This window comes from Tenacibaculum discolor, assembly GCF_003664185.1.
GTDB lineage: Bacteria > Bacteroidota > Bacteroidia > Flavobacteriales > Flavobacteriaceae > Polaribacter > Polaribacter discolor.
The window spans coordinates 617,205-643,575 of the sequence record NZ_RCCS01000004.1; the positions used below are offsets into that span (position 1 = coordinate 617,205).

The window sequence follows — 26,371 nt, forward strand, 5'->3', positions numbered from 1 at the left end:
ATACCAAGTAAAATATGTACTTTTATCGCTTAATTATTTTATTAAAATGAGTCGTTTTTTATTTGTTATTGCTTCATTCTTTTTTTTAGTTACTTCTTGTAAAAAAAAGAGTGAACAAAAAGAAGAGTTACCAACTAAAACTGAAATGAATATTTCGGTTAAGCATACTGATTACTCTAAAATAAATGAAAAATATATTGATAAAATCAAACCTTGGAAAGAATATTTTATAGTTGAAGATTTTTTACAAGAGTTACAAAATACAACACCTACTGAGGCTTTAAACAATGCTTTGGAATTAAAAACACTTACCAAACAATTTAAGGATAGTTTAAATATAGAACCTCTTAAAACACCTGCTTTTAAAGCTCGTATTAATGTTTTTGAAAATGAAACTTTACGTTTAGCGGATATGACTTTTATCCCATCGATTTCCGCGAATCAAGTTAACAGTCAGGTTGAAAAAATTATGATGCTTTTTAGTAGTGTTAACGATAAGATTAATACTGTTTACACTAAGAAAAAGTTTGATAGCGAAATAAACTTAGATAGTTTATTTAAGAATCAATAGTTTTTAAGGCTTCATATATTAAGCTACTTTCAAACCCTCTGTATAAAAGATAATCAGCAATCTTCTTTTTTCTTTTAAAGTGATTTGTTTCAGAGACTGACGCATTCTTTTTTTCTACCAAATTATATAAGGTTTTGATATACTCCTCTTCGTCGATTTCTTTCAGGGCTGATTTTATATTATAGGCAGAAATATCTCTAAATTTCAATTCTCTAACGATACGATCTTTTCCCCATTTTTTAATTCTGAATTTCCCTCTAGCAAAACTTTTTGCAAATCGTTCTTCATTTAAAAAATTATGTTCTAATAAGTGAAGTAAAATATGCTCTCTTGCTTCTGGAATTAAGTTATAATCTTTAAGTTTTTTCTCTACTTCTTTATGACATCGATCTTGGTAAACACAATACTGCTCAATCTTCCTTTTTATTTCTTCAACTGTAAAAACCGGTTTGTTCATAGCACGAAAATATAAATTCTATTTCCATTGATTCAAAAAAGAGATTACCTTTTCTTTATAACTAGCACCTATTGGAATTTCTATTGAGTTTATTTCAACATCGTTAATTGTAAAAGCAGATATTTTATTCGTATTGATAATATAAGATCTGTGAACTCTTAAAAAATTACTATTTAATTTTTCTTCAATATCGCTTATCTTATACTTAGTTACAACACGTTTATCATTAACTGTATGAACTTTTACATAATCTTTTAAGCTCTCTATAAATAATATATCTCCAATGAAGACTTTGTGGTACTTACTTCCTGATTTCAACAACAAAAACTCTTCTGTGTTTTCACTTTCTTTGGTTATAGACATATCACTCTCCTTTATTGACCTCAAAAAACGATCTACAGCCTTAAAAAAACGTTCGAAAGTTATTGGTTTTAACAAGTAGTCTAGCACTTCTAAATCATAACTTTCAAGGGCGTAATCTCTGTAAGCTGTTGTGAAAATTGTTTTTGGAGGGTTTTTAATTGTTTTTAAAAAGTCTATTCCTGTAATATTTGGCATTTTTATATCTAAAAACAATAAATCTACTTTTTGAGAACTTATAACTTCAAATGCTTTCAATGCATTATCACAGCTCCCCACTATTTCAAGTGCTGGTATTTTTGAGATGTGATTTTCAATCAATTCTCTTGCTAAAGGCTCATCATCAACCACTAAACATTTTACTTTCATCAACTATTTAATTTGAATAAATTTTTAAAACTACATTAAATTCATTTTCTCCATTCTCTATTGTCAAACTATATTGGTCTTGATAGATTAAATCTAATTGTTTTCTAACATTTGACAAGCCTATACTCTCTTTTTTGAGGACATAATCTTTGGAAACCGTATTAGATATTTTGAACCTAAAATTATTCTCTGAGCTTAAAAGCTCAATTTTAATTTCTGGCGACCCACTATCTTCTCCTGCTCCATGTTTAAAAGCATTTTCAACTAACGATAACAATATCAATGGTGGTATTTTGATATCTTTTTCTACATTATTTATCAAAGAAACTTTTAAACGTGAGTCGTACCTTAGTTTTTCTAACTCTATATAGTTTTCTATCAATTGAATTTCATTAGAAAGTAACACAAACTTAGTATTACATCTATACAAGACATAATCTAACATTTCTGATAGTTTACCTATTGAGGTTGGTGTTTTGGGCGAGTTACTCAAAGACAAACTATAAATATTATTAAGAGTATTGAATAAGAAATGTGGGTTTAATTGTGCTTTTAATGTTTTTAATTCTGCTTCCGTTTTTTCTTTTTCAAATACTAGTTCTTTTTCTTTAACTCTTTTATAATCCAGAAAATATTTTACAGAAAGGAAAACCAAAGTTGTTAAATACATATTTGGAATATAACCAAACAACAACTTTTTCCAATCAGTTAAAATCTCCAAAAGGGGCTCTTGTGTAAAAACTCCTTTTCTTATTAATGTTTCTCCTACATGCACAACCAAAACCCTGTTGAACGCTGCTAATAAATATGTTCCTATTAAAAACAAAACAACTGTAATTATATATTTTTTCTTCAATAAAAACTTCGGAATAACATAATAAGCTATGAAATAGGATATAATTATCTTGGGAATCATATGACACATAGACATTACAAAAGTTCCTAAAAAAGAAAACTCTTCTTGGTATATAAGTGAGTCTTTAGGAAAGTCTAAAACAAGAAACACACACCAAAATAGTACGTGTTGTAACACCCTACTCTCTGAAAAAAACTTAATAACTGCTTCTCTTGTAATCATAGTTTGTAAATATATAAATACCTTGAGTACTTATAACTCCAAATCGACAAACTTGGTCTTTTACCTCCTAAATAAAGCTTTTTTAAGCCTTAAATTGTTCATCTATTAAACAATCCTCTATACGTCGATTATTTGTAGTCTTTTATCTATTACAACAAACCCGCATGTCTTTTAAATTCATCTTTGCTGCATAATTCAAATATTAAGTAATAATGAAAAAGTCTTTATTTATTCTACTACTATTTATTTCTATTCAGTTATCTGCTCAAATAACGCTTACTGGTAAAGTTGTAGAAAGAAACACCAAACAACCTTTAGAGTTTGCTACTATTATTTTAACCAACCCTAATACAAATGAAATTGTAGCAGGAGAATCTACGAATAGCCAAGGAGAATTTTTAATGAATATTAAAAAAGGTCAGTATAATATTAAAGTGGAGTTTATTGGTTTTAAAAATCATTCAATGAACAATATTTCACTAACCAAAAACCAATCACTTCAAACTATTCTTCTACAGGAAGATGCTCAAGCTTTGGATGAAGTAGAGATTATTGCTGAAAAATCTACCACGGAGTACAAACTAGATAAACGTGTTTTTAATGTTGGTAAAGATTTAGTTTCTAAAGGTGGTTCTGTTAATGATGTTTTAAATAACGTTCCGTCAGTGAGTGTAGATATTGAAGGAGGTATAAGCTTACGAGGCAATCCGAATGTTCGTATTTTAATTAACGGAAAACCTTCTGTTTTAACAGCAAACAACGGCTTAGAGTCAATTCCTTCCGAAAACATAGAAAAGGTTGAAGTAGTTACCAACCCTTCCGCTAAGTACGATGCTAGTGGAACTGCTGGAATCATCAATATTATCTTAAAGAAAAATAAAAGTGGTGGTTTTGGTAGCTCTTTACAGCTAACTACTGGAATTCCTGATAATCATAATATCAACTACAATATGAACTACAAAAAAGAGAAATTCAATTTATTTTCTAATATTGGATATCGTTATATATCTTTCGATGGAAATGGTTATTTGAACAGAACTAATCTCGATAATGGGGTAATAACCTCTTATTCTAACAGGGTAACTAATACTACTAGAAGCCGTAGTACTTTTAATCTTTATTTTGGAAGTGATTATTACATTAATGATAAAAACACCCTTACTCTAAGTTACTACCATAGAAACAATACAAGTAAAAACAATGTTGATTATACCTTTAACTTTTTAGACAACACACAACAAACAGATAGTATTCTCACTACACAAGAATCATATAAAGAACCTCAAAAAGCAAATCAAATTGAATTAAACTATGTAAAAACATTCGCTAGAAAGGGACAAAAATTTACAGCTAATTTTCAATATGATTTTTGGAATGATGACGAAAATGAATTAGTTAAAGAGCAACAACAATTTCCCACAACCTCTGCTATAAACACTTTACAAAGTAGAGATATAGAAAGCAGTAAAGACTTTTTATTTCAATCTGACTTTAAGCTACCTATCTCTGAAAAATCACATTTGGAAATGGGAATAAAAGGAGAAATTAGAAATATTGACAGTGATTATAAGGTTTGGGACAATACTGTTTTAATTGATAGCTTAAACAACTTGTTAAGGTATAACGAACGTATTTATGGTGCTTATATTCAATATGGAAACCAAAAAAACAAACTTCAATATTTATTAGGCTTACGTGCTGAACATGCAAATACTGGAAGCACGGACAGAAACAATCAATTTAAAACCGATAAAAAGTATACTGATTTATTTCCTACAGCCCATTTTACATACAGTTTTAATCAGGCTACCAATTTACAACTAAGCTATAGTAGAAGAATTAGACGTCCTAGTTTTTGGCATCTAAATCCTTTTGGTGGAATTTCTGACCGCAGAAACATACGTGTAGGTAATCCTGATTTAAATCCTATGTACACAAATTCTTTCGAGTTAGGCCTATTAAAAAGATGGAATAAATTCACCTTAAACCCATCTATATATTACCAACATACTACTAATGTTTTTGAAACTTTAGTTACAATAAATTCATTTGGAGCTTTGGTATCTAAACCTATTAACTCAGGAACTGAAAAAAGATTTGGTGCTGAATTAGCCATTCGATATTCTCCTTATAGATGGTGGAGATTATCAAGTGAATTCAACTATTATTCTTTCGATCAAAGAGGAATATATACTGTTGATAACAACACATGGTCTACTCGTTTAAACTCTAGAATGAAGTTTTCAAGATTAACTATTCAATCTAGCTTAAATTATCTTGGAGAAAGACAAAGCGGACAAATATTTACTGAAGCTCAGTATAGAGCTAATATAGGTGTAAGTAAAGACCTTTGGAATGACAAAGCTACACTAACCCTAAACATGAACAACATTTTTGACTCTAGAGTAAGTAAACAACTAATTACTGGCGAAAATTACACAGCAACCAGATATAACAAACCTATTGGTAGGTATACTTCTTTAACTTTTACTTACCGATTTAACAGAACTAAAAAAGATAGGGATCGCCTACCTGATTAACTTTTTGTTCTACACAATTAAAAAAGGGTTAAAAATAAATTACTTTTAACCCTTTTTACAGTTAACAAAAAATCAATTATAAAACGCTACGTAACCACATTTTAAACTTAGTGATTAGGTAGAATAATATCGGTACTACAATTAATGTCAAGAAAGTTGCTATGAATAATCCATAAATAACAGTCCATGCTAATGGACCCCAGAAAATTACATTATCCCCTCCAACATATATATGTGGATTCAACTCACTAGCTAAGGTAAAGAAATTAATATTTAAACCTGTTGCTAATGGAATTAGCCCTAAAATGGTTGTGATTGCCGTTAATAATACTGGACGTAAACGTGCTTTTCCTCCTCTAATAATAGCTTCTCCTAAAGCATGTACATCTACGAATTCGTCAGAAGACAATCCTTGTTCTACTTTTTTACGATCTATAAGTAACTGGGTATAATCGAGCAGTACTACTCCATTATTCACCACAATTCCCGCTAAGGAAATAATCCCCATCATGGTCATCATAATTACGAATGGTTTTGCCGTAATAATTAATCCTCCAAATACACCTATTAAACTTAAAAAGATTGCTAGCATTATTATTGCTGGCTTAGAAACTGAATTAAACTGGAAAATTAAAATCAAGAAAATTAATCCTAAACCTCCAAAAAATGCTTTCATTAAGAACGCCATCTGTTTATTTTGCTCTTCTATTTGTCCTGTATAGTCAACTCTTACTGAATCAGGTTTTTCAGTAAACGTCTTCATTTCATTTTGAATTTTTGAAACAATCGCTGCAGCATCTGTATACCCTGGTGCTAAAGCAGAATATACTGTCACCACTCTTTTTACATCTTTATGCTTAATTGCGCTAAATCCTGAGGTATTTGTTTGTTTTGCTACTGCCGACACAGGAATTTCTTTGATCGTTCCTGAAGACATATCTCTAAAAGTAATTTTCTGGTTAAAAATTGCACTTTTATTATACCTGTTTTCTTTATTAAAACGAACATAAATATCGTAATCATCACCATCTTCTTTATAAATACCTGCTTTAGAACCAAAAATAGCATTACGCAATTGGTTTCCTACTTGCGATGAACTTACTCCTAATTCTCCTGCTTTTTTACGATCAACATTTACTAACATTGATGGTTTAGATTTATTTACATCAATCTTTAATTCATCAATACCAGCAATACTTTTTGAGTTAATGAAATCTCTCATCTTTTCTGCAGTGTTGATTAATTCTGCATAATCATTTCCTTCTAACTCAATATTAATAGGGTATCCTGCTGGTGGACCTACTGCTTCTTTTTCTACTGAAATTTCTAATCCAGGGTAAATTCCTCTTAATGCTTCAGTAACTTTTCTTTGTAACTCTTTACTATCAGCTCCTCTACGGTATTTGTATTCACGCATTGAAGCAGTTATTTTTCCTTTATGAGGCATTTCTGCAGTTGAACCTCCATCTGTTTGCGGATTTCCAGAACCAGCTCCTACTTGTGAAACAGCACTTTCTACTAAGAAATTATAACCGTTATCAACATATTCTGGCGAGTTTAATACTTTATACACACGTTCTTCCAAATCTTTCATTATCAGATTTGTCTTTTCAATGTCAGTTCCTTGTGGATATTCGATATAAACAATAATCTGGTTTGGTGTATTATCTGGGAAAAACTCAACTTTTGTACGTTGACTTCCTATTGAGGCTCCAAAACCCCCAAAAGCAATAAATAATAAAACAAAGGTACCTAAAGAGATAACATACGGCCTCCAGCCTCTTAGAGCTGCTCTTAACATTCTTTCATAAAAACGTTCCCATCGTGGTAATACTGTATTTTGAAAACGATTTGCCCACGGACGTAATGCCAATCGATATACCCACAACATGATAGCTGTAAAAATCATCACAGTACCTAAAGCTCCATATGTTCCGCCTAAAAGAGCTATTAATAATCCTATCACTGCCATTACTGACGATAAAATAATAATACGTCTTAATGGCATATTTTTATCTTCAACACTCATAAACTGTGACACTAACACTGAGTTAAAAAATATTGCCACAAATAATGATGAACCTAATACTACAGATAATGTTACAGGGAAATAAATCATAAACTGCCCCATAGTTCCAGGCCACATTCCTAACGGAATAAAAGCTGCTACTGTTGTTGCTGTAGAAATAATAATTGGAAATGCAATTTCTCCAATTCCTTTTTTAGCAGCTTCAATTCTAGGCATACCTTCATCCATTAAACGGTATACGTTTTCAACAACCACAATACCATTATCTACCAACATTCCCAGTCCCATAATTAATCCAAAAAGAATCATGGTATTCATGGTATATCCTAGCCAACTCAATATCATTAGTGACATGAACATTGACATTGGTATCGCAAATCCAACAAATAAGGCATTTTTAAACCCTAAGAAGAACATTAGTACTAATACTACTAAAATTACCCCAAAGATGATGTTATTTACCAAATCATCTACCTGACCAATAGTTTTTGAAGATTGATCGTTAGCTATGGTTACTTTTAAATTACTTGGAAATATATTGGCTTTGGTATCTTCTACAATTTTCTGAATTTTTTCAGCAGCCTCTACCATGTTTTTCCCTGAACGTTTTTTTACATCCAGCATTACTACAGCTTCTCCAAACTCACGAGCATACGTAGTTTTATCTTTATCTTTAAAAGAAACTTTTGCAATATCTTTAAGGTAAATTGAATTCCCTTTTTCTGATTTTACTACAAAATCTTGTAATTCTTGTGGATCTTCAATTTCTCCTAAAATTCTAACAGTACGTCGTTGTCCACTAGCAATTAAATTACCTGCAGACATTGTTAAGTTTCCTCCGTTAATTGCATTAATTACATCTTGGAAACTTACTTGCGCTGCCATCATTTTGTAAATATCAACTGCTACCTCAACTTCTTTTTCTTCAGCACCACGGATATCTACTTTTTTTATTTCTTGTAAATCTTCAATTTCGTCCTCCAAATACTCACCAAATTCTTTTAATTTATCTACTGGGTAATCTCCCGAGATATTGATATTTAGAATTGGCATTTCTTCAGAAATACTTAGCTCAAAAACATTTGGTTCTACTTTAGCTCCGTTAAACGTAGGCCAATCTTCTCCAGACGTTTCTTGATCTATTTCATCTTTTACTTTTTGTTTAGCTTGATCTACTGATATGTTTTCATCAAACTCAACAACCACCATTGAGTAGTCTTCTTGAGATGTAGAGGTTATTTCTACTACATTACTTACCGTTTTAAGTCTATCTTCTAACGGATCGGTAATTAACTTCTCTATGTCTTCAGCTGTATTTCCTGGATACAGAGAACTTATATAAATTTTGGTTTCTCTAATTTCTGGGAAATTTTCTCTTGGCATACTTAAAAAGGCAGAAATACCTGTTATAAGTATCATAACCATCATTACGTAGATGGTTGTTTTATTATTTATTGCCCAAGAGGATAAACCAAACTCTTTATCTACTTGTTTTTTTTGTTTTTCAGTCATTAGACGGATAGTTTTTGGTGTGTTATTTTGCTTCTTCTGAAAGAGTTAATACCTTAACCTCTTGTCCGTTTTTTACACTACGAGCTCCTTCTTCAATAATTTTTGTTCCGTTTTCAATTCCGCTTAGAACTTCAATAATATCTCCTTGCGTTTTCCCTGTAGTTATAATTATTTGTTTAGCGGTTCCTACCTGATCTTTTATGTTTTCTACAACATACACATATTGTTCTCCATTAGCATTCTCTGAAATAATACTTTGAGGAATTAAAATTGCTTTTTCATTAGAGTAATCATTGATTCTTAACTTAGCTGTTAAATTCGGCTTAATCTTTCCTTCATGGTTAGGAACTCCAACCTCAACTTTAAATGTTCTGTTTGCTGGGTTTATAAAGTTGCCTGCTTGACGAATTTTAGAAGTTAACTTTTCTCCTAATACAGGGAACTCTACCTCAACATTTTTCCCTTTTTTAATTGACGTGATATAACTTTCAGGTACATCTGTTTCGATATACATGTTTTTTAAGTTTACAATTCTGAAAACTTCAGAACCCATTCCTGGTGCTACTACTGTTCCTTGCTCTTTTATTACGTCATCAATTACTCCTGAAAAAGGTGCGGTAATTACCGATTTTGCTAACTGTCTTCTTAATTGACTAACCGCGTTGGTTTGTGCTTCATAGTTAGTTTTAGCTTGTAAAAACTGAATTTCTGATCCTATTTTTTGTTCCCACAAACGTTTCTGACGTTTATATGTTGTTTCTGCTAGTGCTGCTTGCGCTTCTATTTGAGCTAACTGATTTGCCAAACCTCCATCATCAATTTTTGCTAAGGTTTGTCCCTTTTTAACATACTGCCCTTCTTTTACATAAATACGTGTTAAAAGCCCTGGCATTTCAGGATAGATAAGTACATTTTGCTTTGTTTGTACTGCTCCTTGTAATTCTAAATAGTGATCAAAAACCTCTTCCTTAGCAGAAAGCACTGTAATTAATGGAACTTTTTTATTGGTATCTAACTCAGAAATTTTATCGTTTAAAACCTTAATTTCATCAGATAGTGTTTGCATTTGTGTGTCTAACGATGCTTTTTTCTCTCTAATTTTCGCTAAATCATTAGATGCTATTACGTCTTGTACAGACTGCTCTTTTTTACCTCCACATGAGGCTAAAAGCAATGTAATTGCGAATAGTGAATATATTTTTCTCATTATAGTTGATTTTATTTTAGTGGTATGTTTAATGCGTTTTCTAATTGTGCTTTTTTAGCAATTACATTCAACATTGATTGTACATAATTGTTTTGCTGCGTGTATAACTGATTTTGTGCTTGTAGTAAATCAAAACTTGAAGAAATCCCTTCAAAAAACTTTATTTGTTGCTTTTTTTCTATTCGCTCAGCTAACGCTAAATTTTTCTTAGCTGTTTCGTAGTTTTCAATTCCTAATTGATACTCACTTTTAGCTCTCTCTACCTGTAAGTTTAGTTTTTGCTTTGCTTCTTCTAATCGGATATCTGCATTTTCTAATGCTATTTTTGCTTGTGCTGTTCTAGAACTTCTTCCAAAAGAACTGAAAATAGGCACATTTAAACTCACCCCAAATAATGAATAGTCAAACCATTTTTGATTACTATCTAAAAAATTAAAATCGTCTGAGTTGGCATTTGCTCCATAGTTTATAAATGCTGATAAACTAGGTAAAGCTTTACTTTGTTCTAACTTCATTAATAAACGCTTACTTTCTCTGTCGTTTTGAGCTATTTTAAAATCAATATGGTTATCAATATTAAATTGTGTAGCTAACAAACTTAAGTCGGTGTTATCAATAACTAAATTATCTAATGTAGAGGTTAATGTTAGTTTAGTTTCAATTGAGTTTCCTAAAGAAACATTTAACATTTGATATGCTATTTCTTTTAATCGTTTAGCATTTCTTAAGTTACTTTCAACATTACCTAAAGTGATTTGTAATTGTTCTACATTTTCTAACTCTGTTAACCCGTTATCATAAGTTTTTTGAGTTTCATTCAAGTTTTTCTCTAGTACTTCCTTGTTTTTCTCTAAAATTTCAATTGATTTTTCAGTAACTAATACATTTCCATAAGCATTAATAACAGCCTCTCTTGTTGCTAACTCTGTTTTTTCTTTTGCTTGCTCAGAGATTTTTAAATATGTTTTTGCTGATTGTAACCCTACCAAATACGAACCATCAAAAATTAACTGAGATAACGTTACTGATGCATTCATTGTTTGTTTTGTTCCAAATCTTAAAGGAATAAAACCCGTTGGTGTTGTTACTTCATTACCATTTCTTATAACCCCATCAAAATATTCTTCAACAATATCTATTGTACTTTGAGTATTATCAAAAGCTGCAACAGGTAGTAAAGACACTTGCTGTTTTATCCAGTTTTGATACTCTACTTTACCATTAATTTGTGGCAAACCAATAGTAGTAGTTTCCCACTTTTTCTTTTTAGCTGCTTCTATATCGTTTAAGGATACCTTATTGTCGTAACTGTTCTTTATAGCATAATCAATTGCTTCTTGCATTGACAAACTCATTTCTTTTTCTTGAGCAATGATATACCCTGTAAAAAAGAACACAAATACACCGTATATGTATTTCCTCATTGTTTTTAGTTTTTATTTATTTTTCTTAATTGTTTCTCTAATTCTTCTACTCCTTTCTGAGTTGCTATCGCTCTGATATGATATTCTAAAATTTCATATTCAATTTCCATAACCTCTTGCATGTCGTTGCTGTATAATTCACTTTCAAATACACCAAAAACTAGTGTGAAATAAAAATTGACTAAAAGGTCTCCTTTTATACTTGCTCTGTACAAGCCTTGTTCAACTCCTTTTTTTAAGTTGTCTATGTTGCAGTCTCTAAACATACACACCTCTCGTTCTATTAGTTTTGTGTACGTTTCCGGGTAGTACTTTTTTAATTGATACATTGGTGAAGTTTTTGCATTTTTAAACATTTCTTTAAAAATTGCTTTCACTGCAAACTCTTCTTCAACTGCATTATAGTTTTGGCTTTTCACTGTATCAATCGTTTCGCTAATTGTATTATGAACCGATTCTGTACTGGCATCTACCAAAGCTGTTTTATTTGAAAAGTACTTGTATAATGTTTTTTTAGACATTCCAAGTTCTTTTGCAATATCATCCATCGTAGTGCTTTTAAACCCAAGGGTTAAAAACATTTCACCTGCTTTATTAATTATTTTATCTCTCATAATTGTTTGCAAATGTACAACAGGAAACTCTAGAAACAAAAAAAGTTTCCAGAGTTTTAATCTTTTTTTAACATTACCTTATAGTTAAAATTTATCTTTACCTTATTTTTACAAAAATTTTCAAATTTGGACATATTATCATATCAATCAGACTTTATAACTTTTTTAGAATCTCAAAAATTTTCAAGAGAGCCTAAAAACCTTTACGAACCAGTAGACTACATACTAAGATTAGGCGGTAAAAGAATTAGACCGATACTAACCTTAATTGCTGCTGATGTTTTTTCAAACGATTATGAGAAAGCATTACCAGCTGCATTTGCTGTAGAAGTTTTTCATAACTTTACTTTAGTGCACGATGACATAATGGATGATGCTCCTTTAAGAAGAGGAAAGGAAACTGTGCATGAAAAATGGAATATAAATACAGGAATTTTATCAGGTGATGCTATGCTTATTCTAGCATATCAATACTTTGAAAACTATGAACCTGAAATTTTCCAAAAACTAGCACAATTATTTAGCAAAACTGCTTTAGAGGTTTGTGACGGTCAGCAATTAGATGTTGATTTTGAAACTAGAAATGATGTAACTATTGATGAATACATTAAGATGATTACATTAAAAACCTCTGTTTTAGTTGCTGCTGCTTTAAAAATGGGTGCTATCGTTGCGAAAGCTGATGAAGAACAAGCTCAACACTTATACAACTATGGATTAAACCTAGGAATTGCTTTCCAGTTACAAGATGATTACTTAGACACTTTTGGCGATCCTGAGTCTTTTGGTAAACAAGTTGGTGGAGATATTATCGAAAATAAGAAAACATACCTTTATTTAAAGGCTTTAGAAGTAGCAAATGGTACTGACAAAGAAGATTTATTAAACCTTTATAACGGAAAACAAAAAAATAACACTGAAAAAATAGCCACTGTTTCGACTATTTTTAAGGAGAATAACATACCTAAAGAAACACACAAACTTATTGAGTACTATACAGATAAGTCGTTTGAAAGCTTAAATCACCTTAACATTTCTGATAAGCACAAAGAAGGTTTACGTGCTTTTGGTAAAAATTTAATGAGCAGAAAAGTGTAAAAAAATAGGTTTTTATTTAAAAAAGTTTTTATTTTTGCAATCCAAATTTAACGGGTCCTATAGCTCAGTTGGTTAGAGCACCTGACTCATAATCAGGGGGTCCATGGTTCGAGCCCATGTGGGACCACTTTTAAACCCTTGAAAATACTGATTTTCAAGGGTTTGTTTTTTAACAAGGAAAGCAGAGAGGAAAGAAAAAATATAAATAAACACCTTACCCTTTTTAGTTTCGCTTCTTTATTTTTTAAATTAACCGCCCCTATCCATTATTCTTTTTCCAAAAAGCATCACAAATTAAGGTTTTACACCTGTTATCACTCTTAGTATTCCCCTTTTATTAATTACTCCTTTGATTTTATGATGTAAACGAATAACCACTTTAATCCCTGATGAGTTTTTTTGTCTTTTTATGTTAAACGGTTATAAATTTATCATCCGTGTTAATTTCAAGTAAGTTAAGAACGTCAGAGACTCTTAAACCTACCCAAAAACCAATAATAACTATATCTCTACAATCTTCTAATTTTTTATCGTTATAAAATCATGATTAAAAGTCTGTCAATATCTTTTTCGCAGAGCTACAGACACACTTTTTTCTTTGATAACGGAAACTCTCCGTATCACAAAAGCAATTTTAATCAACTAATTAATAGTGTTTTGTTTTTTTAAGGGTTAGTTTTGTGGTAATTTGTTGTAAGTAAGCATTAGTTAAAAATAGATGTTTTTTAAATTGAATTATTTGCTTTTACTCCCCCTCAATTTTCTAATACTAACATTAAATTAATTATCAAAACCAGAAAACTCTTTAACTTCAATAGTAAAAGTAATTTCACCTCCAATTGAAATAATAATTATTTCAAACTCTTTTAAAACCAGCAATCAATTCTTCATTTCTTTTTATAATTAATGATAAAATATTACTATTATTAAGTTTTAGCCAAGAAAAAAGCGAACGTTTTTTAACGCTCGCTCTCTCAGTAATTATTAGTTTTCTTTTACTCCCAATCTGGCATTGTAGCATTTTCGAACAATGCTGTTCTTGTTGTAGATCCTTCGCTAAAAGGTATTTTATAAATTGTTTTTGTTGAAATTCCGTCATTGGATGTATTCACAAAGATAATTTCAGCCTCATTAGGTGATAAGCGAGGGTCTAAATCATTTGTTCCATCAGCTTTTCCTTCTGATAAATCAGTAACTTCTGCTGTAGCAAATTCATATAAAAATATATGACTATTTAGTAGCCTATAATTACTCGATTCATATTCAGAAATATCTCTAGTGTATAACAGCGAGCTTCCATTTATTGTAAAATTAATCCCTCCTGCAGCTCCTTGAACTCCTGTTAAAACAGTGTCAATTATATTTCCTGTCATATCAATCGTATAGATTTGTACATTATACCCACTTGTATTATTGGTTTTTAGTGCTATTTTAGATTCATCATTACTCCAATCGCATTCAGTAATATAATTACCATCTATTGTTTGATATATTTGCTGTAAACCGCTTCCATCTTTATTTATCAAATATAATTTATCGTAATGCGGATATATGATTCGATCTCCGTTTGAAGACCAAGAGAAATCAACTTCGTTTAAATCAAACGCAACTACAGGAACATTAGAAGTAACTTTTTTAACACCTGAACCATCTGTATTCATTGTATAAATGTGAGTTTCGTTATTGTCTGTCCGTAAGAAGGCAACCAAATTCGCTGCTGAATTTTTTCTGGGTCTCCAAGAATTTGTGGTTGGGGAGGTTAACAGAAGTTCATTTATTGGTGCTTCATTAATATAGTCTCCTGAGTAAATAACATTATTTCCTGCTTCCTGTCTTGTATAAAAGTATCTATTATCAGGTGTTGATGTTACTTTAAATGTACTTACAGTACTTAATACTTCTGCATTAATATTATCTGAAGCAGCTACTTGCCAAAAATATTTTACTCCAAATTTTAAATCGGTTACCGTATACAAAGTGTCTTTTACATTTTCAAAAGATATAACATCATTATTAAAGTCGTTTTTAATCTCTATTCTGTATGTTATTTCATCTTCATCTGGGTCGGTTGATTTAAAACTTAATTCTACCGTGTTATTTAAATCTTCTATACCACTTACTGGGGATCTTAATTCTGGAGCAGTTGGAGGGTCGTTTAAAGCTGTTTCGATATCTAATTCAAAAACCACATTAATCTCTGTTTCTGCTCCTAAACCTACAGGTTCAAAAGCTGTTAAAAATCCTTCTTTAGTAGCACTTACAGAGTAGTCTTGTGCTGGTACATCTTCCATTAAAAAGTAACCATCTTCATCTGTAAAAGTTGTGTTATTGGTTGGTGACAATGTTATTTTAGCATTAGCTATTGGCTCAAAACTTCTCTTTTTAACTACACGCCCTTTAATAGTGCCAAATTCAACAAAATCCACAGTGTCTTCACTACAGTTAAATAAGGTTACACACATTAAAAGTATTGTTATTTTTATTATGCTTTTCATTACTTTGTTTCTTAAAAATAAACATTTATACCTGCTCCTATTCTCCATATAAAATCGTTTCTTTTTCCTCTAACTAACTTATCTAAATTATCTGAGCCTAAAAGATAGTTTTCTCCATAAAGAGTTAAACCTATTTTATTGGTTATTAAATACTCTAATCCCAGACCATACTGAAATTTAAACATAGGGTTATCTAGGTTTTTTTCTAAAACCGATCCAATCCCAACATACGCATAAGGTGTTAACCTATCATAAGGCAACATATTGTATTCTAAAAATAGACTTGATGTTAAAAATGTATTTTCAAAAGACCTTTCATTTTCTAGTGAAAACTTCCCTATACTTCCTCCGAAACTAAATCTTGGATCCTTAAAAAAGTACCTATATTTTAAGTCAAACCCAAACCTTGCAACTGGATTTGAATAATCACCTGAAATTATTGAAGTTCCTCCCATAAGACTCATTGAATTGGTAGCCCTTCTTTTTTCTTGTTTTCTATTAAATAATAAAGTATTATCTGCTTCATTTTTTTCTTTTAAATATTCTTTTTTAAAGAGATTAACAACCGTATCACCTCCTTGAGGAGTCCATAAACCATCTACAACACCTTCTATAATTAACTGTTCGACTGCTTTATCTATAGCTTCTTTTACAGCTAATTGCATAGGTTCATTTTTGGTTACTCCTGTTTCTACTTCTAACAATCTTCTTAAAGAAACATATCTATATAAGTTTGCTGAAATTCCTTGCGAGAGTATTGTTTTTGAGACATAAATATTTTTTAAGATTTGTCCGTTTGATGTAGATACAGCTCTTAAATACACTGTTATTCTATCTTCTCTATATTGGTTAGATGCTCCCGCTCCAAAATATCGAACTCCTGAACCCCCTGTAATAATATTAGAATCATAAGAAACCACACCTCCTTCTAAAATAATTCCAGCAAAAAGTAATGGTGGCATTTTTGTAGAATTAACTCCTTGGTATTCTTGCCTTGTAGACCTTATTATTTGTCGTTCATTTAATAAGTTAGCAATGTTCTCTCTTTCTATTGGAGTAAACCATTTTGATTCTTCTAATGATTTTAATAAAATTGATGTACCTCCTTGCGTTACCGCAGTACTAAATGTAGAACCGTTTTCAGTAGGCTTGTATTGTCCTGTTTGATCTCTAAATTTATAAACTCCTACGATTATTTTTTCGACAGGTTTAATGTTTTTAATTAAATCGTTTTGTAAAGAGGTGTTTTCTCCTATTCTAGCATTCGTTGTCTGAAATGGCTGATTAAGGTATGCTCCACAACTAGAAAACAAGATAAAACTTAATAAAGAGAATAATAATTTGAGTAATAGTTTTCTCATAAAATTTAAGTTATAGTTAATCGTTTTGTTTTAATTGTTTGGTATTATTATCTGTGTTTGTTCACCAGTTTGTGTGTTTAAAATATTCACTGATAATCCCCCGCTTGTAGGTGTAACTTCTACTACTAAAGACCCAAATACATAAGTTCCTACAGTTAATCCTTGATCTCCAAACTGTTCTTGAAATAGGTCTTGCGACAATGAATTTAGTAATTGCCTGTTTAAGCTATTTGTAAAATTTTCTAAATCTGAAGGCTGTTGAAAAGGATCTTGTCCTTCTTCTTGAAAGTCGTTTTGTGCATTAGCTGAAGCCAAAATTTGCTGATACCCGAATGGATTGTTTCCTCCAAAAAATGGATTTACCGGTTTATAAACTAGTTCTTGTGAAAAAGCAAATGAGCTTAGTAAAAATAAAACTATTGTTATAAGTTTGGTTACTATTTTCATAATTTACTTTTTTAAATTTTATAACTTAATAATGTGTTTCTCTGTTTTGAGTAACTACTTAATCTTACCAAAGATGCTTTAACAGCTCGTTTAAGAAAATCTTCTCCTGGCATAGTCATGAACTCAAAAATCTTTTTATCATCAGCTTCAATAATTAAAACTGTAGTTCTTCTTAATCCTGGTTTTTCTTTTATTTTTATGATAAAAGGATATTTTAAGCCTGAGAGCAGATACTCTTGATAAAAAAAGTCATAAAAGTCTTTTCCTATTTTTGTTATTGCTTCTTCAATAACCAATCCTTTTAATATAAAATTAGACTCATCTATTTTTTCTTTATTCATTACACCTACCTTTTTAGGTATTATTACTAGAGTGTCTTTATCTATCAATTTTTTCCTGTGCCTTATAAATAAATAAGCTTTTAATTCTTCATCAGGGTTTAAACTCAATCTTATTAATGAAAGCTCTTTTTTCTCGTTAGGTTTTAAAGAAAATTCTCCCGATTGTTTATTGTTAGAATAGTTTCCTTCTTTATTCTTTTTTAGTACTAATAAGTTATAATTAAGCTCATCTTTAAACAACACTCCTTCATTTTCAGCTTGTGCTTTTACTGCTATAAAATTGTCTTTTTTAAGAACAAGAATTTTGGCTTTTACCTCGTTTATTTCTTGAGCAAAGCTTGTAGTTATACACAGTAACAATAGAGTGACATATTTTAAAACATTTCTAAAAAAAATAAACCTTAACATCTTTTAATAATTCCTAACTATAATTGTTTTATAATTAGATTTTTGAATGATTTTCACATTTTCCATCAAAGAGTTTGTCCCATAAATAAGCAATGAATTTGCATTACCTTCTTGAAGAGCATTTATTTTTGTTGTTGAATTATTATAATAATCTATAAAATTATAATAGTTATCTCTACCTTTTTGTCCAATCAACTGTATGTCATTCATTCCGCTTTTTACTTCTGCAACATTATTAACTCCTAACTGATTAATTGATAGATTATAATTATCAACCGATTTATCATAATCTTGTAAATTATTTAATGAGTTGATATTTTTTTCTAAAACCAGAAAAGAAGCATCACTCCCTATTTGAGGTACAGACACAAAGTAAGTAGATGTATTTTGTTGTGTCATAGCTTTTAAACTAAATATTAATAGGATTATACACAATGTCTTTTTTATCCTTCGCATCATTACTTTAGTTTCTTATTAATAAGGGAGAGGAAAAGAAAACCCTCCCATTCTCCCTTATTTTTGTTGCTTAATTAAAAGTTTATAATCCTGTTTGTTCAACACAAGCTTTGTTCATGTAACCTGCCTGTCCAATAAAACTAGCATTTCCAGAACCTTGTGCATCTTGAATAACAGAAGCATGATTTTCTACACCAAATTGACTAATTAAACTTAAGTTAATCCCTGCATCTGCATTTTGATCAACGCAAGCTTTGTTACCCCAACCTGTTTGTGCAATACCAGAAATATTTAAACCTCCATTTGAAGATTGATTTGTAGAAGCTACATTTCCGTTGCCAAACTGAGCAATACCATCTATATTAAAGCTACCTCTTTGAACTTGTTTAGCTTTATTATAATTACCAATTTGTAAAATACCCGCTACACTTCCTGGCGCACCATTAGTTCCTGTGCTTTGATCTTGATGAGCAAAGTTTCTTCTACCTGATTGTGCTACAATAGCTACATTATTATCATAACGTTGTTTTTGAATAGAAGTGTTTTGACGTCCTGTTTGATAAGCATAAGCTCTGTTGTTTTCTGCCCAACCTACACCAACATCTTGTTGTGCATAGTTTTTATATCCTACTTGATTTACAAAACCAGAGTTATAATCTCCATGTTGTTTAATGTCGGTTTCGTTCTTTCTTCCTCTTTGATATACAGTAGCTTCATTTCCCAAACCTCCTGAAAACCCTTGATTCTGACCATCTTGATCAATTTTAGACAGGTTTCCAACTCCGGTTTGAACAACACTTGCGTCATTCATATGTCCTGTTTGATCTACATAACTTGTGTTAATTACGGCTCCTCTATTTCCATAGGAAGGTCCTACTTGCGAAACTGAACATCCAAGACAATTAGCTTTAGGTGTTGGTAATGGATTAGCGAACTGTGCAAAAGCTGTTCCTGAAGCTAAAAAAATAGCTGCTAATAAAAATTTTTTCATAATAGATAATTTTAAAATACGTTAGTTAATTTTTAGCATACTCTATCTACGACAAGCATACAAATAGTAATGATGCTTATTGTGGGAGAATGCTAGTAAATAAGGGTAAGATAAAATTATGGGGTAAAATGCAAAGGTTAGTTTGATAACCGTGATTACATCCATCAGTTTAAAATAAAACTGTAAGAAACTATATATAGTTTGTCTGTTTAAACGTAGCTAATATACGATTTTTTCAGTTTCAAAAACCAATAAAGATTTCTTTACTTTTAAAAAAAGTGAATAAGAGAAGCCAAAAACACGCTATAAACGTAGCCTTTAGCTTTACATTTCTTTATCCTTAATTTAAAAAAAAGGGGGATTCTCCCCTTTTTTTTAATGTATTTTCTTCTTTAAAATAAGTTACTTTATCTAATAAATAAAAGTTTTTTATTTCTTGTTAAGTAGTATTTGTCTTTTTGCTTCTTTACTTTATTCGATTAGTCTGATTAGGGAAAAAAAAGTATTAACGAATTAATTTTGTTACCTTATAATTAGAAATTTGTTTTACGACCTTTTCACTCGTAGTTTCTCCACTTCTTCAATGGTAAGACCTGTGTTTTTAGCGATTAACTCATTATCAAGACCACTTCTTTTGAAAGCTTTTGCGATTTCAATGGCTTTTTTCTTTTCAGCTATTTCAGTAGCTTCTTTTTTTAGACGCTGCTCTAACACATATTTAGGAACGTATTTAGTGCTTTTTTTAAGCTCATCTAATAACCCAATATCTCCAAAACTAAGATAGCTCTTCTCAGATATTATAAGATGGTCTACCACTTCAGTATCCACAATAATGCCTACTTGTATTAAACGGTCAGAAATATCTTTGTCTGCCTCTGAAGGTTTTAATTCACCACTTGGATGGTTATGGCATAATATGATTTTAACAGCTCTTTTTTGCAACGCAAAACTAAATACCTCCATAGGCTCCACCAAGGTTGCATTGACAGTTCCTAAACTTATGAGCTCAATAAAAAGAATACGGTTGTTATTAGCTAAACCAATAACCCAAAAATGCTCACGATTTTGGTCTATTTTATTATCTCTTAATAAAATGCGCTGCATAATTCCGTAAATATCATCGGAATTTAGAATCTTTATCTTCTCTTGTTCTGTCAATTTTATGTCCATAAAAACAAATGTAAGATTTTATTGTTTACAAATCATACACTTCTAAAAACTGTCTAACCTCACTAGGGCATAGCTTTTTTATGTTTAGCAACCTCAATAGACAAATTTTGATTATTTCATTAATTGTTACTCGTATTTCTTTTCAGATAATTAACAGTATTTTTTGAGAAGCTTTTTTTACTGTAAATTACATTCTCTAGTTATATTTTTAAATTATATATAATAATGTTATTACTATTAGTAAATTAGTATTGTGCTTCTGCATGTATGTGTTATGAGTATCTTCATAAGCCTCATTAATATTATCTTGAGAGCTGGTTATTTCTGTTTGAAAAAATGTTATTCATATTTTTGTGTAAATTTCGCTTTCTTACGTCTTATCTTCTTTTTAAAGATTTTTTTATTAAAAAAAATGTTTATATTTTAATTTTTAAAGTTTAAACACCTATGTAGATGCTAAAAAAAGTTTTTCGCTTTCTGGTGTTTATGATTGCACTTTTATGTATTGAGTTTTTCTACAGCTTTGTTATAAGCATTTGTAAATTCACTACGGTATTTTAAAAAAATCTGTGACTTGCTCAGCAAGTATTAGAGTTGTCTATTGTACTTTTCATAGTGGTTCTATCTAAAAAAAGGATAGTTGATGTGGTTGTTTTGTTTACTTATTATATTTAATTCACAGTATTATTAAAAATAAAAAGAGCATCCAAAATGTATGGATGCCCAATTCTATTCATGTACAGCAATCTACGCCCCCCGTAATCGTCTGTACACCTTGGTTAGTGGTTGTTAACGTAAAGTTACTGAAACTTATTATTTGTAGACTTATAATATTGTAAAAAACACCAACCCTAACACCAAGTAATCAACCACTTAACAAGTAGTTCTCAATTTTATTTTGACTATTTTGGAATGATAAAAGGTTAATCTTTTGTCTCTTTTTACACTAAATCATATACTTCTAAAAATCGTCTTACCTCACTAGGGCATAACTTTTTTATGTTTAGCAATCTCAATAGATAAATTGCGAGTATCTAATATCATCTCATTAATTATTACTCACACTACTCTTTCAAGTAAGTGATAGTGCTTCTCGAAAAGTTTCTTTTTATTGTAAATTAAATTCATTAATGATGCTTTAAATACTATGTCTAATTATGCCAGCCCTATTAGTAAATTAATCTCTTATAAAAAACATAAAAAAATGTTAAAATATTTTCCATATATTTATACTGAGATTTTAAAGAATTTCACTTTCTTTAATTATCTATTAAATAAAAAAAGATGAAATAACAGTATCATAATACATTAACAAAATCTAGTCTCCCAACATGAAACACTTTTATTATCAGAATTTTAACACCATAATATTCACGTTAGATTTTATCATTCTTATCCGTAAAATTCAGCTATCTATATTTAGAAAAGAGAAAGTAACTAGGCTCTCAACAAAGAAAAAAACATGTTTAAAGAATCTTTTCAGTTCTTTAAACACAGCTTGTAAGATTCATTCTAAGATATATCCATGCAAATTTCACATAATTCCAAACCATAATTAACTAATTACAAAAACACTCTAATACATTTTTAGATAGTTTTTATATTTAATTTATACATAATTTACACCATCAATATGGTAAATATGTAATTACAGTTCTGTATTTGTATTATCCCTATTTTTAAATAAAAATTAGCTTTACATGAAAAATAAGTCCTCTCACTATCATATACATAAAAGCATATTATATGTAATTTTATTAACATTTACTATAACTAGTAATAGTCAAATATCTGTAAAAGAAAACCTAAAAAAAGGCAATCTTAATAAGGTTTTGTCTTACAAACCTCTACAAGACACAAAGCTATCCCTTTCCAACAATCCTCTTAGTTCCATAACCAGTTCTTTTTTAATAGAAAGAAAAACTAAAATCAATAAAAGTAGAACGAGGCAAAAATTCTCCTCTTCTTCTTTTAACATGATGATGGCTGCTCCTACTTTAGATCTGAATACCATAACACCAGGAAACAACTATGATTTTCAACTACAACCAACAACTTCTAATGTATTCCCTGTAACAGTAAGCCCAAATGTCACAACAGATGCAGGGGTTTTAAGTGCAACCCTAAATTTTTCCGGTATTGTTGACTTTCCCTCTGGTGAATTGTTAGCTATTAATAATGGAGGTGGTTTTGACTTATTATGGTTACAAGTACCTGTTTCCGGCCCATTTACTTATACCATAGGGGCTTCTACAATACAAATAACCCAATTAACAAACACTTCTTTTAATATAACGGAAACCTCAGGTAATCCAATTGCGAACTCTGAATTCGAAACATTTTTATCAACTTTGTTTTATGGAGACTTACAAAACCCTTATACAGATGGAGTACGAACAATGGATGTTACTATTTTTGATACTAATGGAGACTTTACAACTGCACAAACTATAATAAGAGTTTATACAACACCACCAACTGTTGTTGATGAAATCAATAGTATATCAGCAAACTCTACAGGGACAGTCACAGGCAATGTTTTGGCAAATGATTCTGGTTCAACAGCAATATCTGTTACCGAAGTAGACGTGTACCCATCTATGGTTAATAATACATATACCACATTATATGGTACAATTACAATACAAGCAAATGGTACTTATACTTATGATGTTGATGAAACAAATGCTTCTGTTACAGGTTTAAAAAGCGGAGAGAGTTTAGATGATATTATTTCTTATACTGTAGCAGATGCCATTGGAATAAAAGATTATGGTATATTAACCATAACAATTAACGGAGTAGATGAAGCTCCTGACGCAATAGATAACACAGATTCTTTAACTGCTTTTATCGATGCAAGTGCCACAGGTAATGTAATAACCGATTCTGGAACGGGGGGCTCTGATACCGTAGATCGAGGCTTATCTACTTTAGTTTGGGAAAGCAATTTTACAAATGGAGAAACAGTAAATGGAAAAACAAAAACTATTGGTGGCGTGGGGCTTTCTTTTACTACTTTAGACCCTGGAGGATTTGGTACATCTTTTAACCAAACAGTAGATTATACTACCAACGGAGGTCATACAGGTTATTTAATATACAATATAGACGGAACAACTAACCCCACTGATGACACTGTTTTAGTTATAGATTTTGATCAACCCGTTTTTAATTTAGGTTTCTTACTAACAGATATTGATTTTTCACAAGGAAGTTCTTGGCAAGATCAAATAAAAATTGAAGGTAATTTAGATGGTATAAATTCAACTTATAAGTTTGTTACAACAGGTGGAGTAATTAACTCAGGAAGTAATACTTTTTATGGAATAGGCAGTGCAATACCTAGTGACGCTACAGGAAATATCAATGTGTTTTTTGAACAGCCAATTAATCAGTTAAGATTAAGTTATAATTATGGGCCTAATGTTACAGATCCTGACCCTCTTGGACAAATTGCTGGTGTTTCAGATGTTTACTGGCAAGGTTCTGGCTCTGTTACCACCATAAGACTTGGTACTACATTAGGCAACCTAAATACCGGAAATTTAAATACTTCATACCCTGGAACTTACGGGTCAATAATAATGAATCCTGATGGAAGTTATGAATATATTGTTGATACTTCAAACCCAGCAGTAGCAGGCTTACTCGTAGGTCAAACATTAACAGATACATTTTTTTATGAAATTTCTGACGGAGTGTCTTCTGATACAGCTAATTTAGTAATTACTATTAATGGATCAGGGACAGACCCTGATGGTGATGGAATAGCCGATAGGCTAGATTTAGATGATGATAATGATGGAATATTAGACACAGAAGAATCATTAGCTTGTGCAGGAACCCCATTAGATTTAACAGGAATTGGAACTACCTTAACCTCTGGCAGCTATTTTGATCAAGATACAGAAAAAATAATAGATGTAACAATTACTACAACAGGTACAGTAAACGAAGGTAATGCTAATGGAGATATCTTAATCACTCAAGGAGGAACAGCAACTTTTACTTTTTCATCCCCAGTAACAGTTTCCTTAAAACATGAAATTGGTATAACTGGAAATTTTGATACGGGGGATACTTGGGAGTTAACTTCAACAGGAGAATTTACTGTAGCCGACCCAAATAATGATTTAATGATTAATTCTAACTCTGGTGGCATTTTGAACTTTGATGCCTTAGGTACTATTTCAGCATCTGAAGCTTGGGAAATTAAAACAACCACAACATCATTAAAACTTGATCTAAAATCTGGAAACACGACGTCTCCTATTAACTTAGCCTTAATTTGTGGAGGCTTTTTAGATTCCGATAATGATGGAGTTCCGAATCATTTAGACTTAGATAGTGATAATGATGGGTGCTTTGATGCAATAGAAGCAAGCGAAAATGTTACTTCTGGTCAGTTAGACGGAAATGGAAGAATAGATATAGCAGCTCAAGGAAGCATAGATAGCAATGGGGTTCCTAACCTTGTAAATGCTTCTGGAGCAGCAGATATTGGAAGTGATCAAGGACAAGAAACCACAGGTAATGAGATTGTTGCTACTCAAATACAAATGGACACACAACCAAGTGATAGCACTATATGTTTAGGAAGTAATGTTATTTTTACAGCCGCAGCAAGCTCCTTAAGTACAACTACTTATACAGTAACCGCTCCAGGAACAAATCCTGATTACAGTGGTAGCACAAGTACTACAACAGGGTTAGTATATCAATGGCAAGAACAAATTGCAGGTGCTGGAGCTTGGAATAATATTTCTAATGGAGGAATATATAGCAATGCAACTACGCCTGCATTAACCTTAACAAATCCACCAATAACAGCTTCCACTAATAAATACAGGTTAATAGTAACAAGTACACTTAATACCTGTCAGTCTTTAACTTCTGACGAAGTATCTCTTACAATTATCCCTACTTCGGTAGGCGGAAGCATTGCGGGAAGTACCAATGTATGTACAGGAACCAACTCAACCACACTGACATTAAGTGGAGAGACAGGAAATATCATCCGTTGGGAAAGTTCTACCGATAACTTTACCACTGATACCGATATCGCCAATACCACCAATACCTTAACAGCGACCAACCTTACCGCTACCACGCAATACCGTGCGGTCGTACAAAGTGGAACGTGTGCGGAAGTGACTTCTGCCACGGCAACCATTACCGTAGATCCGACTTCGGTAGGCGGAAGCATTGCGGGAAGTACCAATGTATGTACAGGAACAAATTCAACCACACTGACATTAAGTGGAGAGACAGGAAATGTCATCCGTTGGGAAAGTTCTACCGATAACTTTACCACTGATACCGATATTGCCAATACCACCACTACTTTAACAGCGACCAACCTTACCGCTACCACGCAATACCGTGCGGTCGTACAAAGTGGAACGTGTGCGGAAGTGACTTCTGCCACGGCAACCATTAC

At 31.2% G+C, this 26,371-nt stretch carries 18 protein-coding genes and 1 tRNA gene; 5 read left to right on the top strand and 14 right to left on the bottom strand.

The features are described 5' to 3' along the window. The first annotated feature begins 46 nt into the window (after positions 1-46). Positions 47-571 (top strand): hypothetical protein, encoded by a 525-nt coding sequence (locus C8N27_RS03460; RefSeq protein WP_121146276.1) that lies wholly within the window; start codon positions 47-49, stop codon positions 569-571. Here C8N27_RS03460 and C8N27_RS03465 read toward each other — a convergent pair. The 3 genes from C8N27_RS03465 to C8N27_RS03475 are packed head-to-tail and all read right to left on the bottom strand — an operon-like array spanning position 558 to position 2,835. Then, on the bottom strand, positions 558-1,028 hold the full coding sequence (locus tag C8N27_RS03465) for a regulatory protein RecX (RefSeq protein ID WP_099215702.1): 471 nt from the start codon (positions 1,026-1,028) through the stop codon (positions 558-560). The two genes, C8N27_RS03460 and C8N27_RS03465, sit on opposite strands and share 14 nt — an antisense overlap. An 18-nt stretch (positions 1,029-1,046) precedes the next feature. Further along, a complete protein-coding gene (locus tag C8N27_RS03470; protein ID WP_121146277.1) occupies positions 1,047-1,757 on the bottom strand; it encodes a LytR/AlgR family response regulator transcription factor in 711 nt (236 codons plus the stop codon). 7 nt (positions 1,758-1,764) lie between these two features. Then, the gene (locus C8N27_RS03475; RefSeq protein WP_244174707.1) at positions 1,765-2,835 is read right to left on the bottom strand and encodes a sensor histidine kinase; all 1,071 of its coding nucleotides are present in this window, start codon (positions 2,833-2,835) and stop codon (positions 1,765-1,767) included. 212 nt (positions 2,836-3,047) lie between these two features. On the opposite strand from C8N27_RS03475, the gene C8N27_RS03480 reads away from it, so the two are divergent. After that, entirely contained in the window at positions 3,048-5,375 is a 2,328-nt protein-coding gene (locus C8N27_RS03480; protein WP_121146278.1) for a TonB-dependent receptor, read from the top strand. Positions 5,376-5,451: 76 nt separating this feature from the next. Here the strand turns inward: C8N27_RS03480 and C8N27_RS03485 are convergent, their stop codons facing one another. From C8N27_RS03485 to C8N27_RS03500, 4 genes are read right to left on the bottom strand one after another with little or no spacing between them, the layout of a single operon-like run. Further along, positions 5,452-8,916, bottom strand: a complete 3,465-nt coding sequence (locus C8N27_RS03485) for an efflux RND transporter permease subunit (protein ID WP_121146279.1) — start codon at positions 8,914-8,916, stop codon at positions 5,452-5,454. A gap of 22 nt (positions 8,917-8,938) precedes the next feature. Then, complete coding sequence (locus C8N27_RS03490) at positions 8,939-10,123, bottom strand: efflux RND transporter periplasmic adaptor subunit (protein ID WP_121146280.1); 1,185 nt, start codon at positions 10,121-10,123, stop codon at positions 8,939-8,941. Positions 10,124-10,134: 11 nt separating this feature from the next. Then, on the bottom strand, positions 10,135-11,547 hold the full coding sequence (locus C8N27_RS03495; protein WP_121146281.1) for a TolC family protein: 1,413 nt from the start codon (positions 11,545-11,547) through the stop codon (positions 10,135-10,137). 5 nt (positions 11,548-11,552) lie between these two features. Next, a complete protein-coding gene (locus C8N27_RS03500) occupies positions 11,553-12,161 on the bottom strand; it encodes a TetR/AcrR family transcriptional regulator (RefSeq protein ID WP_121146282.1) in 609 nt (202 codons plus the stop codon). Positions 12,162-12,287: 126 nt separating this feature from the next. Between C8N27_RS03500 and C8N27_RS03505 the strand changes: the two genes are divergently transcribed. Together C8N27_RS03505 and C8N27_RS03510 are read left to right on the top strand one after the other, a co-directional pair. Then, a complete protein-coding gene (locus C8N27_RS03505) occupies positions 12,288-13,259 on the top strand; it encodes a polyprenyl synthetase family protein (RefSeq protein ID WP_121146283.1) in 972 nt (323 codons plus the stop codon). A 53-nt stretch (positions 13,260-13,312) separates the two neighbouring features. Further along, positions 13,313-13,386, top strand: a tRNA-Ile gene (locus tag C8N27_RS03510). 868 nt (positions 13,387-14,254) lie between these two features. Here the strand turns inward: C8N27_RS03510 and C8N27_RS03515 are convergent. The 7 genes from C8N27_RS03515 to C8N27_RS03545 all read right to left on the bottom strand — a co-directional run bounded on the left by C8N27_RS03515 (position 14,255) and on the right by C8N27_RS03545 (position 20,928). After that, positions 14,255-15,754: a carboxypeptidase regulatory-like domain-containing protein gene (locus C8N27_RS03515; RefSeq protein WP_167444717.1), complete on the bottom strand. Its 1,500-nt coding sequence runs from the start codon at positions 15,752-15,754 to the stop codon at positions 14,255-14,257. An 11-nt stretch (positions 15,755-15,765) separates the two neighbouring features. Further along, the gene (locus C8N27_RS03520; protein ID WP_121146285.1) at positions 15,766-17,115 is read right to left on the bottom strand and encodes a CsgG/HfaB family protein; all 1,350 of its coding nucleotides are present in this window, start codon (positions 17,113-17,115) and stop codon (positions 15,766-15,768) included. A 30-nt stretch (positions 17,116-17,145) separates the two neighbouring features. After that, a complete protein-coding gene (locus tag C8N27_RS03525) occupies positions 17,146-17,562 on the bottom strand; it encodes a curli assembly protein CsgF (protein WP_121146286.1) in 417 nt (138 codons plus the stop codon). Positions 17,563-17,573: 11 nt separating this feature from the next. Beyond that, positions 17,574-18,263 carry a CsgE family curli-type amyloid fiber assembly protein gene (locus C8N27_RS03530; protein ID WP_164723447.1) on the bottom strand — a complete coding sequence of 230 codons (690 nt, stop codon included), beginning with the start codon at positions 18,261-18,263 and terminating at the stop codon, positions 17,574-17,576. Between the two features lie 51 nt (positions 18,264-18,314). Further along, the gene (locus C8N27_RS03535; RefSeq protein WP_121146288.1) at positions 18,315-18,710 is read right to left on the bottom strand and encodes a hypothetical protein; all 396 of its coding nucleotides are present in this window, start codon (positions 18,708-18,710) and stop codon (positions 18,315-18,317) included. 139 nt (positions 18,711-18,849) lie between these two features. Next, positions 18,850-19,758, bottom strand: coding sequence for a hypothetical protein (locus C8N27_RS03540; RefSeq protein WP_099216674.1), 909 nt, complete (start codon positions 19,756-19,758; stop codon positions 18,850-18,852). A gap of 546 nt (positions 19,759-20,304) precedes the next feature. Beyond that, on the bottom strand, positions 20,305-20,928 hold the full coding sequence (locus C8N27_RS03545; protein WP_121146289.1) for a JAB domain-containing protein: 624 nt from the start codon (positions 20,926-20,928) through the stop codon (positions 20,305-20,307). A gap of 1,700 nt (positions 20,929-22,628) precedes the next feature. Between C8N27_RS03545 and C8N27_RS03550 the strand changes: the two genes are divergently transcribed. Further along, positions 22,629-26,371 (top strand): beta strand repeat-containing protein (locus tag C8N27_RS03550; protein ID WP_147431699.1); only part of this gene is annotated, 3,743 nt, incomplete at its 3' end.

What these genes read in the sequence shown, in the direction of transcription:
- C8N27_RS03460 (WP_121146276.1), top strand. Translation starts at nt 47, where the DNA reads ATGAGTCGTTTTTTATTTGTTATTGCTTCATTCTTTTTTTTAGTTACT.
- C8N27_RS03465 (WP_099215702.1), bottom strand. Translation starts at nt 1,028, where the DNA reads ATGAACAAACCGGTTTTTACAGTTGAAGAAATAAAAAGGAAGATTGAG.
- C8N27_RS03470 (WP_121146277.1), bottom strand. Translation starts at nt 1,757, where the DNA reads ATGAAAGTAAAATGTTTAGTGGTTGATGATGAGCCTTTAGCAAGAGAA.
- C8N27_RS03475 (WP_244174707.1), bottom strand. Translation starts at nt 2,835, where the DNA reads ATGATTACAAGAGAAGCAGTTATTAAGTTTTTTTCAGAGAGTAGGGTG.
- C8N27_RS03480 (WP_121146278.1), top strand. Translation starts at nt 3,048, where the DNA reads ATGAAAAAGTCTTTATTTATTCTACTACTATTTATTTCTATTCAGTTA.
- C8N27_RS03485 (WP_121146279.1), bottom strand. Translation starts at nt 8,916, where the DNA reads ATGACTGAAAAACAAAAAAAACAAGTAGATAAAGAGTTTGGTTTATCC.
- C8N27_RS03490 (WP_121146280.1), bottom strand. Translation starts at nt 10,123, where the DNA reads ATGAGAAAAATATATTCACTATTCGCAATTACATTGCTTTTAGCCTCA.
- C8N27_RS03495 (WP_121146281.1), bottom strand. Translation starts at nt 11,547, where the DNA reads ATGAGGAAATACATATACGGTGTATTTGTGTTCTTTTTTACAGGGTAT.
- C8N27_RS03500 (WP_121146282.1), bottom strand. Translation starts at nt 12,161, where the DNA reads ATGAGAGATAAAATAATTAATAAAGCAGGTGAAATGTTTTTAACCCTT.
- C8N27_RS03515 (WP_167444717.1), bottom strand. Translation starts at nt 15,754, where the DNA reads ATGAAAAGCATAATAAAAATAACAATACTTTTAATGTGTGTAACCTTA.
- C8N27_RS03520 (WP_121146285.1), bottom strand. Translation starts at nt 17,115, where the DNA reads ATGAGAAAACTATTACTCAAATTATTATTCTCTTTATTAAGTTTTATC.
- C8N27_RS03525 (WP_121146286.1), bottom strand. Translation starts at nt 17,562, where the DNA reads ATGAAAATAGTAACCAAACTTATAACAATAGTTTTATTTTTACTAAGC.
- C8N27_RS03535 (WP_121146288.1), bottom strand. Translation starts at nt 18,710, where the DNA reads ATGACACAACAAAATACATCTACTTACTTTGTGTCTGTACCTCAAATA.
- C8N27_RS03540 (WP_099216674.1), bottom strand. Translation starts at nt 19,758, where the DNA reads ATGAAAAAATTTTTATTAGCAGCTATTTTTTTAGCTTCAGGAACAGCT.
- C8N27_RS03545 (WP_121146289.1), bottom strand. Translation starts at nt 20,928, where the DNA reads ATGGACATAAAATTGACAGAACAAGAGAAGATAAAGATTCTAAATTCC.